A 14,701-nucleotide genomic window follows, 5' to 3' on the forward strand; every position below is an offset into this window, starting at 1 on the left:
AACTTACAATAATCTTTAATATGCTTTTTCAGCGGGTGTAATATAACAACTCTATGACTCTTGAGTGGATTTCGATAATCATTTCTCTTTTGAAAGAATTTTTTAGCACAGCTCAAAATACTTTCCGGCTTTCTGTTTGATGGCTCCTTTCATCTCAAGATCGAGAAGTGCGGGAAGTAGCGTATAGGTAGGTTTTTCAATTTGTTCGCTGATCTGGTCAATATGTAACTCATCATCGGTTAATAATTCACAAATTTCCCGGGACATCTCATCCAATTCGAGGTTTTCCCATTTCTTTTTGATGTTCTGAACTTGTTGTGAGTCAGAACCACTTTGTACAGAAATTTCATCCAAAATGTCTTCGATGGATTGAACCAGCTTTCCCTGTCCGGTTCGAATCAAATAATTACACCCTTCTCCACCGGGATAATCCAGCGGATGAGGAATTACAAAAACCTCCCGATTTTGATCCAGGCCGTATCGCGCCGTTATCATACTGCCACCTTTAATGGCGCTTTCCACCACAAGTACACCATGGCTCATACCACTCACAATCCGGTTCCGTCCGGGAAAATTAACGGCATCCGGTGCAGCGCCCGGTGGTTGTTCTGTAATTATAGCTCCGCCCTGTTCAATTATATCGTTTGCAAGTTTGCTATTCCTGGAGGGATAAATCACATCAATTCCCGACCCCAAAACCGCAACCGTCTTCCCGCCGGATTCCAGAGTTGCCCGGTGTGATGCGGCATCAATTCCGTAAGCGAGACCACTATTAACACAGAGTCCGGCAGCCGTCAATTTTTGAGCCCACATTTCGGCCTGTTTTAAACCATATTTGCCCGGCCGCCTGGTTCCTACCATCGCCAACCCGTCTGCGAGCAGTGCTTCTTTATTTCCCTTCACCCACAGAAGAATCGGCGGATCATAAGTATGTTTGAGCAGCGGCGGATAATATTCATCATCAATTGAAATCAGGTCAGCCCCTTTCTTCCCGGTTTCCTCAAGAATGGAATCAACCTTATCCCAATCATCAAACTGAACAAAACTTTTGGCCATTTGTCCTCCAAATCCATCAATTCGGAGAAGGTCGGGCAGTTTCATATCAAACAGATCGGAAGCATCATCAACCCCGGTTCTGTCCAGTAAAATTTTGATCCTTCGCACCCCAAAGTCAGGAATTTGAAGCAGTGCGAGTAATGATCTATGATGATTGTTCGTTTTCAATTCGCTGTAGTTTCTCCCAAATTTTCTCTTTCAGGAACTCCATATTATGGCCTGTGGCAGAAGAAATCAAAACCGTTTCAATGTCGTCGTCCAATTCTGGATCTTCTTCCAGCTCATAATTCTCCTTGAGGTCCATTTTGCTGATGGCAAGCAATCGTGGTTTATCGAGGAGATCGGCCCGATACGCTTCCAGTTCATGCAAAAGCGCGTGATATTCTTTTTTGATATCGGAATTTGCAGCCACAACAAACAGTAACAAATTATTCCGCTCGATATGTCTTAGGAACTGAATTCCCAGACCTTTTCCTTCGTGGGCATCTTCAATAATTCCGGGGATATCGGCCATTACAAAACTTCGATAATCGGATGAGGTTACCACACCTAAATTCGGTTCCAGTGTTGTAAAAGGGTAATCGGCAATCTTCGGCTTGGCCGCCGAAAGTGCTGAAAGCAAGGTGCTTTTCCCGGCATTGGGGAAACCTACCAGGCCAACATCAGCAATCAGTTTCAGTTCGAGTTCAACCGTCCGTTCTTCTCCTTCCTCACCTTCCTGGGCATGTTGTGGCGTCTGGTTGGTGGCACTTCTGAAATGCCAGTTTCCGAGTCCGCCTTTGCCACCTTTGGCAATGACCAACTCTTCTCCATCCTCCGTAATTTCTCCAAGCCGTTCTTTTGAGTCGGCATCGTAAGCAACCGTTCCCATCGGCACTTCCAGGATTTCATCGTCACCATCTTTCCCTTGCTTTCGGGAAGTGTGCCCATCCTGTCCCCCTTGTGCCTTCACAAATTTCCTGTAACGAAGGTCAAGAAGTGTATTCAACTGCGGGTTCCCACGTAAAATTACGTCACCGCCTTTGCCGCCATCGCCGCCATCGGGGCCACCTTTGGGTTCGTATTTTTCGCGCCGGAAATGAGCCATTCCATTTCCACCATAACCGGCAGTTGCATAAATTTTAGCGTAATCGGCAAATCTCATTCTCTTTTTTCCTAATTCGTAATTCCAAACAAACTAAAAAGCTGTCAGCGTTCGGTTATCAACTTCCTCCAATGGATTTAAGTCAATAACTGACGGCTGACAGCTCTATCAAAACAATTCTAAAACTAAAACCGAATCAACCCTTGTTTTCTAAAATCTTTAACAGTCTCGAAATCTTTTTCTTCAGTTTAGGACGAGCTACTATAAAATCAAGAAAACCGTGCTCCAACAGGTATTCCGAAGTTTGAAAACCTTCCGGCAGATCCCGCCCAATCGTCTGGCGAATTACACGCGGACCGGCAAAACCAATCAAAGCGCCCGGCTCGGCAATATTGAAATCTCCCAGCATCGCGTAACTCGCTGTAACTCCGCCGGTTGTCGGATTTGTCATCAATGAAATAAATGGAATGCCTTCTTTATCAAGAAGGGCCAGTTTGGCGGATGTTTTAGCCATTTGCATGAGACTGTACACACTTTCCATCATTCGGGCACCACCGGATTGTGATATAATCATAAGCGGAAATTTCTTTTCCCTGGCGTGATCGATAGCCCTGCTCAGGCGTTCACCAACAACGGACCCCATACTTCCTCCAATGAACGCAAAATCCATGCAGGCAACGACAATATCCTGTTTATCCAATTTGCCCACACCCACGCGGCATGCATCCGAAAGGTCTGTTTTCTGCTGCGTTTGTTTTAAACGATCTTTGTACTTTTTTCGATCTTCAAAATCAAGAGGATCTGTTGGGAGAATATCATCGGCAATTTCCGTGAATTTGTTGTCGTCAAACAGAATCTCAAAATACTCTTCACTGCCGATGCGAAAATGATATCCACTGAGAGGATCCACCCAATTATTTTCCTCAAGTTCTCTCCGGTGGATGGTTTCTCCGGTTGTGGGAACCTTCACCCATATGCCTTCCGGCATATCCTTCTTTTTATCAGTCTGAATGTTACTGTCTTTTCTTTTAAACCACGCCATAAAAACAGATTAAATTTTAAACTTCCTCAAAAATAATGAATATCGCCCGAAGCAAAAATCTTTTATTCGAAAAAGCTCGAAGTTAGAAACCGTAAATGACAAATATATTGCCCCACCGGGGTAATAACGTTTTGACGATTCACCTCAATTTCTAAAAAAATATCATGGGCCATTCGAACATCAGTTAATTTCTATCATCTCAACCAAGAAAGCACAATTTTTTTAAAATCCCGCTCCGGATGGAGCGATATCTTTGTAAAGAGAGAATCGCTACAAACACAGTTCGCACCAGAGGTGCGGCATATTATTCAACCATTATCCATTCACCGGTTTAAAGATGTAGCGCTCATCAAAATCTACATCAAATTTTTCCAACAACCCGGTGTATTCTTCAAGAAAAGATTTTCTTTGATGGTGTTCTTTTTGATTCATGATATAATGATAGACCCGGTCGATATGGCTTCGGCTATATGAAAACGCCCCATACCCCGCTTGCCATCTGAATTTTTTCTTTACAAACCCTTTTTCATTGATCCACTTTGTTGATTCTCCTTTTACAACTTTCATTAATTCTGAAATATGATCCACTGGTTTGAAGCCAATAAAAATGTGCAAATGATCGGGCATACCATTGATGGCAATCATTTTATGGGATTTGTTTTGAACGATACCAGTGATGTATTTATAAAGCTGCTGTTCCCAATCAGGGTGAATCAGGCTAACACGGTTTTGAACGGCAAATACGAATTGGATGTAGATTTGGGTGTAGGTATCAGCCATGGTTTTTTCGGTTTGAATACATTTTTATACCTGTATGAACCATGATCTTTGAACTCCTTACAGAATTTGAGGGATATACTGCCCCTCTGGGGCAAAACCAAGGTTAGCACTTCCTGATTTTTTTACAAAGATAGTGCCCCGTCCGGGGCACCGGTTAACTGCCAGCTTGTTACCACTATATAAGATATTGAAACCACTGCTCCAGCAAGAGCAACATTTACAGAAGACCATTCATCGAAAGGTAGTCCCGCTCCGGATGGAGCGGGATATTTGTAAAAAGGTATAAGGCAAAATGTAGTGTTCCGCACCGGAGGTGCGGTATATTTCGAAAATTCGTGATGAGACCCGTAGAGACTCTGATATGCTGTTTGCTAAAGCTCAGAATTATTCACCTGAGACAGCGTCAGGTATTCCGGCTCGAACGATTCGACATCTGCTTTTTTGAAATACTTTTTTAACTCAGGATGATTCCATCCCAAAACCAGGTTCTTGGCTGAAATGGCTTCCGTTCCAAACCAGTTGATTTCAGTCCGACTCTCCACTTCCAACCGATCCCAACCGGTTCCCGCAACCACATCCCCTTTTTTGATTTCTTTTTGAAGCGTCTCTATTTCAACCACATTTGATTTCGAAATCTCAATTTCACCCAGAGTTCGCCTTACTTTTTGATGATAGAGGTGCTGCCTTCTTGCATCAATCACAGCGTGAATAGCCGGTGGATTTTTCTCCAAGAAAGGAATCGAAAAACTCAGAAGAGTTGGCAATGTATAGAGTGGAACATCCTGCTGAAAAAGCAGTCCTTTAATCGCCGAAGCACCAATTCTTAACCCAGTGTAGGAACCCGGTCCGTTACTAAAAAGCACCGCGTCGAGATCTTTCACTTTTAGCTCATGCCGATCCAGCAGCTCTTTGATGAACTCAAAGGTTCGTTCCGAATGAACGGATCTTCCTTCCATTCGCTTCTCGATGATGCTTCGGCTGCCCTTTCCAAGAGCAACTGAACAAACCGGTGTGGATGTTTCAATGGCAAGAATCATAGAAGGCCTGATGTATTTTGAATATTGATTTTCATTCTTACACTCAAAAAATAGTACAAGTCATTGCGAGAGAGCCTTGGCGAACGTGGCAATCTCCCCATGAAATTGCTTAGAGGAATCCGCTTAGAACTCTCTCAAACCGCTATCAGGGGGTGGAGATTGCTTCGTTTCACTCGCAATGACGTTATTTTATTTATAAGTTTTTTAAGATTTCCGCTAACAAAACTATTTCAAGGTCATTGCGAGCCTGTGAAGCAATCTCATATTTACAAACATGGAGATTGCCGCGTCGTCGTTCCACTCCTCCTCGCAATGACATTTAACAAAAATCCTTAATCCTCGATGTACCACGTTTCATTGCTCAAAAATACCCATCGCTCGTAAATTCTCCGAAGCTGGCTGTACACATCGGCCGGAAATTCCTTGCGGCTGATTTCAATATCAAATGTGTATTCAACCGTATTTCCCTCAGAGTTATACTGTTCTCGTAAAGCTGCGCCCTGCAAACTTGTTGCCCGGGTCTCGCCCATTTCATCGACAGAAAAACCATCGGGTAAATCAACGGTGTAATGGATCGACAAAAGTTCAGGGGCATCCAGTGTGATTGGAACCCGCCGCTGGGTCGACTCAAAGGGATTCCTAAACAGGTAACCCACCACCATCGGACGGAATTCAATTCCATCGCGGAAACTCGCCGCGTAATTGGGAATCTCGAAATCAGTTGCCACATCCACAATATTGCGGTTTTGCGAGTTGATTTCCAGGCTGCCTTCACTGATCACGGCATCGGTGTAAATATCAAAAAAGGTTTCCCTGATAATTTCCGAAACAGGCCTTCCTGATTGCATATCCCTGCGAATACGCTGCGAAGGATATCCCCGTGTCTGCGCATTCAGCGTTCCCGTTAACGTTCCGTTAGAACTGAGCGAAGCCGTGATATCAATATCGAGATCGAAAACACTTCGTTCGGGCGAAATATCAATCCATTGGTAATCATCAGTTGTCAGCGCCATTCCCTGGACGTTATATGATTCGATGGGAATTAAATTCGGCATACTGTGCGGAAACGATGCATCCATAAAGTATTGCTGCCCATTGATTTCACTAAAAATTAACAACCAGTTAAATTGAAAAATAGAGGGAAATGACTGGTCGATCCGCCCGAACTCACGCCCTGAAATATAGAGTGGTTTGGCATCAATTCCGGCACCGCGCAACATTGTTAAAAGAACCGTATTGATTTCAGCCTGGTCAGCAGGTTCTCCTTCCAAAACATGACTCAAATCACCTTCCGCAAAAACCGAATTGACTCCGCTGAACTGAACCGAAGAGTTCACCGCCTGGAAAACCGAATCCTGGATTTCCTCCATCGAATTAAGAGAAGCTCCAATCTCTTCACCCATCTGCTGAAACTCCGTATACCTCTCAATTTGTTGATAGGGATTCCGATTCCGAAGAATCTGTGCCGCCACAAATTCCCAGCTATTTTCAAGCGGCTGGCGCGGAATGCCAAACTCACTGATTTGGAACTTGATCTGTGCTCGAATATCATCAATTGAAGAAATATAACTTGAGGCATCCACAGCGGGAATATCTTCCGCTTCCCACTCCTCGATATAAATCGGGTTGGGACGCCTGAGCGTAAAAAGCAACGGCACATTGCTGGTATCCACGCGGTGCTCTTCGAAATGCAAATCAAAATCCTCCACGTGCAGAGGAACCGCATCATACCGGATAAATTCGGAATTCCTGAGGTAGAGCGCGGCTTTTTTGGTCGGGACCCGATGCGCCATATAAAAATTCGGAAGTTCCTCGATATATCTTCGCTCAAGCGTATACTTGTATTCCAAAATCGATCCCTGTTGCACCTCGGGCATTTCAAACTCGATAATTTTGTACCGCGAGTTGAGATCTACAGTTCTTGCATTTTCCGTATCAAACCGGACCTGGCTTCCATCGGGCTGATGGGTAATCGCCTCAAGATTGGTAATCGTTTCGATCCCATCCTGGAAATAGAACGGAATTCCCACAAGCGACGCTTCGGCTTTCTCAAGCTGATCATCACTCAGCACGCGAATTCTCACCAAATTGTCGATAATCGCCACAATTCCGGACGGACGTTCTACAATCCGGATGGTTGATTCTTTCAGCAGGTATTCAAAAGGATAATCGTGATTGGGAGCTTGCCGAAACTGGCTTTGCGGGACGGAACCGAATTTGTCAAAAATTTGAATCTGTTCCAGGACGGATGAATCGTTCTGAGAAAGAGAAACTCCGCTAAAGGTGAGAACAATCAGGTTCGTTAAAAAGAGCCGATAAAACAGTTGCATCCTGGCTGGGTACTCCGAAAATCAGTTTTTCAGCGCGTTTACGGCAAACCGGTTTTTATTGTAGACGGCGAGTGCGCGCCCGGTCATCGTTTCCCCGATATATGGAGAATTTTTTGATTTCGACCGAACCTCGTCTTTGGTGTACGTCCACTTTTCGTCTGTGTTAAAAATCGTCAGGTTTGCCGCTGCTCCTTCTTTGATTTCGGGGATTTCAAGGTTTAATATTTGTCGTGGATTGTTAACGAGTTTTTCCAGCAACTGTTGTAGAGATAAAACGCCCGGTTCCAGTAGCCGTTTTACCGAAATGCTCCAGGCCGTATCCAGGCCGGTGATTCCGTTCGGGGCGTAAATAAATTCCACTTCTTTCTCTTCAATAGAATGCGGAGCGTGATCGGTGCAAATCACATCGATGGTTCCGTCGGCGAGGCCTTCAACCATAGCGTCTACATCGTCCTGTGTTCGCAGCGGCGGATGCATCTTCACGTTTGTATCAAAATGACGTTTTTCAATTTCATCGTCGGTCAGGTCAAAGTGATGTGGACAAACTTCAGTCGTGACATTCACTCCTTCTTTTTTTGCTTGCCGAACCAAATCCACCGCTTTTCTTGTGCTGATGTGCGCCACGTGAATGTGTCCGCCCGTAAATCCGGCCAGCAAAATATCGCGGGCGATCATCGCCTCTTCGGCAATTCCGGGTGTTCCGTCCAGCCCGAGCCGTGCCGACACCTCGCCTTCGTGCATGTGTCCCGGACGAGATAAATCCAGGTCTTCTTCATGATTGATGATCGGCAGGCCCAGCATCGACGAATATTGAAGGGCCACTCGCATCACCTGGGAGTTATAAACGGGATCGCCGTCGTCACTAAAAGCTACGGCTCCGCCCTCTTTCATGTCCGCCATTTCGGCGATGGACTCGCCCTTTCGTTCTTTCGTCACGCACCCGATGGGATGAACATCCACCAACTCCTCTTCAGATTTGTTACGGATAAACTCCACCACATCCCGCGTATGGATGGCTGGTTTGGTGTTGGGCATGCAGGCCACTTCGGTAAATCCGCCAAACATGGCTGACCGGCAACCGGTTTCTACTGTCTCTTTATGCTCATATCCCGGCTCGCGAAAATGGACGTGCATGTCCATCCAGCCGCCGCTGACGTAAGCACCGCCGGCATCAAAAACCTCTTCACCATCCTCCTTTTCCAGGCCGGACGATATTTCGGAGATCACGCCATCTTTAATACGAATATCGACGGTTTCGCTGCCGTCGTGATTAGAGTCTACAGGTTTTGCATTTTGGATAAGAAGATTTGGAGTGGTTTTCATCAACTAATAGTAAATTTCTTTTTATGATCAAAGAACCTTCAAGCGTTTCCGTGCTTTTCAGAATCCTTCCCCGAAGGGATCCCTACGGGAGAAGCGTTCCTAGGCAATTAAACCGTGACATCCCGACACCTCGGGGGTCACTTTGTTTTCATTCAAAGAAATATAGGCTGATTTGAGGGGAAAAACGATTGTGGATTTTTGGGGATTATCTTAAGATAAATCCACTAATTAAATACTTATAAAAATTATTTTTTTTCCTTGTTAATTTTCTCTCGATATTTCGTCAAAATCTCTGTTTTAAGAAAGTCTTTTCTATCTAAAAAGTAGGAGTCAATTGTTAAATCTAAAATCATTCTTGCAGCTCCTACTTGAACTAAATAAAACCCGTTCTCTTTATCCCATGCAGTTTCTTTTTCGACATCTCGTAGAAAAGGCCCAGCTTTTTTGTATCCAAAAATTAAATCTTTCAAAGAAATCTTTTTTTTCTCCATTTCCTCAAATAGACCACTCGTAAGCTCAATACTTTTTTTTCTATTTGGAAATGCATAATCAAGAAAAGCTTGTAAACTATCCAAATTGAACTCTACATTGGGATTAAATTCATTAGACTCTTCAGCAGATATAATTAATTCCTTTTTATTAGATTCAATTTGTTTTTTAATCTCCTCAAACTGTTCATCTGATTCTTCGAGTTTTGCGCTAATTCTTGAAAGTTTTCTTCTGAAAGCTTTCGGAATTTGTGATTTGGACTTATATGCTAATTTATGTGCAATTTCAGCCCAAGCATGCATCAATACTGTACGAACTTGTACCTCAGCTTTGACATTTTTTAAACCTCTATAATTGGGGGTTTCTAACCATTTATCTGGTGTAGTAAGAATTAGATGTGTGGACCTATATCCAAATTGATCAAATTCTAGATTTTCTTCTTTGTTTTCATCTTCAAGTACGTTTAATTCTTTTCTTAAAATTTTTTTTATCAATTCCACATCACTCTGGTAATAACAAATTATCCGAACGCCACAAATATCCTCAATCTCTTTAAATGGATCTTGGTAACCCTTCTGCTCGATTTTTTTGATAAAAGAGTCAATATCCTTGACTCTGTAGTAAACCGATAGAAATTGTATATCATTTTCATTCAATAATAGCTCAAAGACTTGTGACAAATTCAGTCCAAGCTTCTCATATTGACCATAAACAGAATTATACTTTTCAACAATTTTTGATTTATCAATTTTTTCCTTCATTCCAAAGGTATTTGATTAGTCTTATTCTATCTTCTCATTCCATAACGTAGTTTCTATTCCAGCACTTCTTGATAAATCAAAACTAAAATGGGAAAACCGGATTGATTATCAAAGCAAGGGCAAAACAAATCCGGGTTTTCGTCTTCGCTTCGCTGTGCTCAAACTGACGGAGTTGATTTTGTCTTCCTACTTAAGAGCCTCCCACTCTTCTATCGTAGCCGGTGCCATTTGGTATTCCATGGTCATAACCCATTGGCCGTCTTTTTTAACCAGCAGCCCCTGGAAATGTACATAAATAGGCTGCGGTTCTTCTCCTTCCATTTGCGAGGTGTAACAGAAAATCCCGGTGTCGTGCGCTGTGGTTTCCCCGTGAATTCTTTTGCTGAACCTGAATTCCACGCTTGCACTCATTTTTCCATCCTGCGTATCCAGGAATCCCTGTTCCCAGCCATCCAGTGCATCCGAAATCGGGTAACTTTCCCCGGAAATGCCATTCACCAATACGGCATCTTCGTGGTATAGCGCAGCATATCCTTCAAAATCCCCATCGGCAACGGTTCGGCTCACTTCCGCCCAATAAGCATCAACTTCGGGAGTGGGATCTGGTTGAACGTTTATAAAAAACATTAATAAAAAAGCCGTAGAAAAAAGAAGTTTCATCATCATAGCAAAGTGAGTTTATAATCAGTTATTTATTCATAAACCTTCGGGTTTGACATATAAAATCAAAATGGGAAAACCGGGTTAATTATCAAAGGAAGGGCTAAATAAATCCAGTTTTCGGTTTCTTCCGACAGCTGTCGGGATGCGCTCAAACTGACGGAGTATTTTTCAAGCACTTTAACGCAGACAAAAAAAGGGGAAATCATCTCAGAGCTATAAGACCAGTCCATGCTCATCAACAATTTCCCCTGGTGATTTACACCATAACCACATCAACAACTACATTAGGAAACTCATTAAAAGACCGGCAGCGATGGCGGAGCCAATCACTCCGGCTACGTTTGGTGCCATGGCGTGCATCAGCAGGTGATTGCTGGAATCGTACCGCAATCCCTCGTGCTGAACCACACGGGCACTGTCGGGCACGGCGGATACACCGGCGGCTCCAATCAGCGGATTCAGTTTATTGCCCTCCTTCAAAAAGACGTTCATTAACTTAGCGAACAGAACACCTCCGGCGGTGGCAATCATAAATGAAAATGCACCGAGAACAAAAATCAGGATAGATTCGGGCGTCAAAAATGTAGTGGCCTGTGTGGAAGCTCCCACGGTTATACCCAGTAAAATCGTCACGATATCTATCATGGATGTTCGTGCGGTTTCGGCCAGGCGCTCGGTTACCATCGACTCCTTCAGAAGATTTCCGAAGAACAGCATTCCCAAAAGAGGCAGTGCGGCCGGAGCGATAAACGTTGTGAGCAGCAGCCCGACAATCGGGAACAGGATTTTCTCGGTTTTGGAAACAGCACGTGGCGGTTTCATACGGATGCGGCGTTCTTTGTCGTTCGTCAGCAGACGCATAATCGGCGGCTGAATAACCGGAACCAGTGCCATGTACGAATAGGCCGCAATAGCGATGGAACCGATTAAATCGGGAGCCAGCCTAGAAGACAGAAAGATAGCTGTGGGTCCGTCAGCACCCCCGATAATAGCAATGGCACCGGCCGGGCCCGTATCAAATGCAAGGGCAATGGCCCCAAAGAACGTGAGGAAAATACCGATCTGTGCGGCGGCTCCAAGCAGAACCAGTTTCGGGTTGGAAATCAGGGTTGAAAAGTCCGTCATGGCCCCGATTCCTAAAAAGATCAGGGGCGGATAAACGCCTTTCAAAACACCCTGGTACAGGTAGTTCATTACACTGCCATCTTCGTAAATACCCAGTTGCAGTCCGGCATCTTGCAGGAACGGGATGTTCCCGATGATGATCCCGAAACCGATGGGTACGAGAAGCAGAGGTTCGTATTTTTTCTTAATCGCCAGGTATAGAAAGAAAAAGGCGACCAGAATCATAATAATGTGTCCGGGTGTCACATTGTAAAACCCGGTGTAGTGATAGAAGTTTTCTAAGCCTTTCATGGGAGTGGGTGCTACTCAATTTCTAATAAAATGTCGTCTTGAAGAACCGCATTACCGACCGTCACTTTGATTGATTTTATGACGCCATCGGTATCGGAGTGGATGGTGTTTTCCATCTTCATGGCCTCCATCATGATGAGTTTGTCATCTTTTTTCACGGTGTCGCCCTCTTTCACATACAGGGACAAAATTTTGCCCGGAAGCGGTGCTTTAATGGAAGAAAGTTTACCGGATCGCGCCAACGGTTTTTGGTCGGCGGTTGATGGCGGCGGCGTTTTGGCACGCACCAGTTTAGGTGTTTTTGGAGCTTTAATCTCTTGCTTTAGTTTCACTTCATACGGCGTGCCGTTCACTTCAAGCGAGACTGTTTCTTCTTCAAAACTCTTGATTTTTACGTCGTATTGGTTGCCGTTTATTTCAAATTGATAATTTTTCATGGTCGTAGTTGATTACCGTCTGAGATTCGTTACGGAGTAAATTTTTGAACTCCAGGGTGAATATCTTCTTGATTCCTGTTGAATGGTGAGAATGGCTGATTCTTCATCGTGATAATTTTCATTCACATAGAGATGAATGGCAGCCGTGATGGCGGCATTAAGTTCGCCGGATATCGGTTCGTCGGTGGTTTGTTTGGGTTCAACAGGCTTTTTCTGTCCGTTTCCTACAGCTTCTTCAGCAGCTTCTATCAGGGACTTTTTACTTTTCAGAAAAGCTTTTTTGGCTGATGAAGACAGTGCCAGTATCCGAGGAATATTCTGAAATACAACGTAGAGCAGAGCAAGCACGAGAAACACAATCATGTACCCGATCAGCATAATACCGATCTCCTCCATGGTTACCAGGGAGAGGTCAAATTCTGTGAGTCGATCAAAAAACATAGTCGTCCTCCTTTAGAGTGGAATATTGCCGTGTTTCTTCGGCGGATTGACCACCTTCTTCGTCTGAAGCGATTGCAACGCCCGGATAATTCTGAAACGGGTATTGCGCGGTTCAATCACATCGTCGATATATCCGTACCGTGCAGCCTGGTATGGATTGGCAAATTGCTCTTTGTATTCTTTCTCTTTCTCCTGGATGAATTTGGCTCGCTCTTCTTCATCAGAAATTTCTGCCAGTTCTTTTGAATAGAGGATTTCAATCGCGCCTTTAGGACCCATCACCGCAATTTCTGCCGAAGGCCATGCATAGTTGATATCTCCGCGCAGGTGTTTGGAGCTCATCACATCATACGCACCGCCGTAAGCTTTGCGAAGAACCACTGTTATTTTGGGAACCGTTGCTTCTCCGTAAGCGTACAGGAGTTTGGCACCATGCAAAATAATTCCCCCGTATTCCTGGCCACTGCCCGGCAAGAAACCCGGAACGTCAACCAGGGTTACAATCGGAATGTTGAAGGAATCGCAGAAGCGAACAAATCTTGCTGCTTTTTTGGATGATTCGATATCCAGCACACCGGCCAGATAGTTCGGCTGATTGGCTACGATGCCCACCGGCATGCCATTAAACTTGGCAAATCCTACCACGATATTTCGGGCGTATCGTCGGTGCACTTCAAGAAATTCGCCATCATCCACAATTGTGTAAATGATGTCTTTTACATCGTACGGTACCTGTGGGTTGTCCGGAATAATTTCATTCAGTTCTTCGTCTAATCGGTCGATCGGATCATTACATTTCGCAAGCGGAGGATCTTCGAGATTGTTTTGAGGTATATAGCTCAGAAGTTTTCGGATGAGCAGAAGACCTTCCTCTTCATTCTCGGCCACAAAGTGAGTCACCCCGGATTTTGTAGCGTGAACATTTGGTCCGCCAAGTTCATCTACAGTAATCTCTTCACCCGTTACGGTTTTCACAACTTTCGGTCCGGTTACAAACATGTAACTGGTTTTTTCCACCATCATGGTGAAATCGGTTAAAGCCGGAGAGTACACGGCGCCACCGGCACAAGGGCCAAAAATAGCTGAGATTTGTGGAACAACCCCGGAGGCTTCAATATTTTTCTGAAATACATCGCCGTAACCCGCAAGGCTTCGAACCCCTTCCTGAATCCTGGCACCACCACTATCGTTGATACCGATGATCGGAGCGCCCATTTTCATGGCCTGGTCCATAATCTTGCAAATTTTCTGTGCGAATACTTCCGAGAGCGATCCGCCAAAAACGGTGAAATCCTGGGAGAAAATATAGACGAGTCGTCCGTCGATAGTTCCGTGGCCGGTTACCACGGCGTCGGACAATATTCGTTGTTCCCAAAGGCCGAATGATTTGGTCCTGTGGGTAACGAACATGTCGAACTCTTCGAAGCTCCCTTCGTCCAGTAAAAATTCAACCCGTTCTCTTGCTGTAAATTTTCCTTTTCCGTGTTGTGATTCTATACGTTTTTCGCCGCCACCCATTCGGGCGATTTCGCGGTATTCCACCAGTTTCCTGATGTCGTCTGCAGTTCCCATGATGTGAGATAATTTTGTTTGATGTGGTTCGTGGAGAACATAATTGCGGTAAGCCTGAGTTGCCTGTCTGTAGTTGAAATTCTCATCTTAATTGATATTAAAACGTCTCTTGCAGTCAGCTGGGAGAATTACCGAATCTCCACTGATCGTTTTGTTTATATAGGTAGGTTAGACAGTGATAATGAACGTAATGTGAAGGAGAGTAAGCTTTTTCCTGAATGATGAATTAGAAGCGCTTTTAATTTATTTCGATAATTTCACCCATTTATT

The 14,701-nt window shown here is 44.3% G+C and carries 13 protein-coding genes; all 13 read right to left on the reverse strand.

Translation table 11 applies throughout. The features are described from left to right. Positions 1-102: 102 nt before the first annotated feature. Positions 103-1,224: a DNA-processing protein DprA gene (gene dprA / locus L0B18_RS16025; RefSeq protein ID WP_234572812.1), complete on the reverse strand. Its 1,122-nt coding sequence runs from the start codon at positions 1,222-1,224 to the stop codon at positions 103-105. Continuing rightward, on the reverse strand, positions 1,202-2,200 hold the full coding sequence (obgE, locus tag L0B18_RS16030; protein ID WP_234572813.1) for a GTPase ObgE: 999 nt from the start codon (positions 2,198-2,200) through the stop codon (positions 1,202-1,204). Before obgE ends, dprA begins: the two co-directional genes overlap by 23 nt. A gap of 136 nt (positions 2,201-2,336) precedes the next feature. Further along, positions 2,337-3,182 (reverse strand): acetyl-CoA carboxylase, carboxyltransferase subunit beta, encoded by an 846-nt coding sequence (gene accD, locus L0B18_RS16035; protein ID WP_234572814.1) that lies wholly within the window; start codon positions 3,180-3,182, stop codon positions 2,337-2,339. A gap of 315 nt (positions 3,183-3,497) precedes the next feature. Beyond that, on the reverse strand, positions 3,498-3,962 hold the full coding sequence (tnpA, locus tag L0B18_RS16040) for an IS200/IS605 family transposase (RefSeq protein ID WP_234572815.1): 465 nt from the start codon (positions 3,960-3,962) through the stop codon (positions 3,498-3,500). A gap of 371 nt (positions 3,963-4,333) precedes the next feature. Then, a complete protein-coding gene (tsaB, locus tag L0B18_RS16045) occupies positions 4,334-4,999 on the reverse strand; it encodes a tRNA (adenosine(37)-N6)-threonylcarbamoyltransferase complex dimerization subunit type 1 TsaB (protein ID WP_234572816.1) in 666 nt (221 codons plus the stop codon). Between the two features lie 332 nt (positions 5,000-5,331). Then, positions 5,332-7,329 carry a DUF3857 domain-containing protein gene (locus L0B18_RS16050; RefSeq protein WP_234572817.1) on the reverse strand — a complete coding sequence of 666 codons (1,998 nt, stop codon included), beginning with the start codon at positions 7,327-7,329 and terminating at the stop codon, positions 5,332-5,334. Between the two features lie 21 nt (positions 7,330-7,350). Beyond that, the gene (locus tag L0B18_RS16055; RefSeq protein WP_234572818.1) at positions 7,351-8,652 is read right to left on the reverse strand and encodes a dihydroorotase; all 1,302 of its coding nucleotides are present in this window, start codon (positions 8,650-8,652) and stop codon (positions 7,351-7,353) included. Positions 8,653-8,897: 245 nt separating this feature from the next. Beyond that, on the reverse strand, positions 8,898-9,902 hold the full coding sequence (locus L0B18_RS16060; RefSeq protein WP_234572819.1) for a GTP pyrophosphokinase: 1,005 nt from the start codon (positions 9,900-9,902) through the stop codon (positions 8,898-8,900). A gap of 186 nt (positions 9,903-10,088) precedes the next feature. Further along, complete coding sequence (locus L0B18_RS16065; protein ID WP_234572820.1) at positions 10,089-10,568, reverse strand: nuclear transport factor 2 family protein; 480 nt, start codon at positions 10,566-10,568, stop codon at positions 10,089-10,091. A gap of 276 nt (positions 10,569-10,844) precedes the next feature. After that, positions 10,845-11,981 carry a sodium ion-translocating decarboxylase subunit beta gene (locus L0B18_RS16070; RefSeq protein WP_234572821.1) on the reverse strand — a complete coding sequence of 379 codons (1,137 nt, stop codon included), beginning with the start codon at positions 11,979-11,981 and terminating at the stop codon, positions 10,845-10,847. Between the two features lie 11 nt (positions 11,982-11,992). Beyond that, a complete protein-coding gene (locus tag L0B18_RS16075; protein ID WP_234572822.1) occupies positions 11,993-12,418 on the reverse strand; it encodes a biotin/lipoyl-containing protein in 426 nt (141 codons plus the stop codon). A 12-nt stretch (positions 12,419-12,430) separates the two neighbouring features. Next, positions 12,431-12,859 (reverse strand): OadG family protein, encoded by a 429-nt coding sequence (locus L0B18_RS16080; RefSeq protein WP_234572823.1) that lies wholly within the window; start codon positions 12,857-12,859, stop codon positions 12,431-12,433. Between the two features lie 12 nt (positions 12,860-12,871). Then, positions 12,872-14,431 (reverse strand): acyl-CoA carboxylase subunit beta, encoded by a 1,560-nt coding sequence (locus L0B18_RS16085; protein ID WP_234572824.1) that lies wholly within the window; start codon positions 14,429-14,431, stop codon positions 12,872-12,874. Between the last annotated feature and the right edge of the window lie 270 nt (positions 14,432-14,701).

The organism is Rhodohalobacter sp. 614A (genome assembly GCF_021462415.1).
In the GTDB taxonomy this organism is placed as follows: domain Bacteria; phylum Bacteroidota; class Rhodothermia; order Balneolales; family Balneolaceae; genus Rhodohalobacter.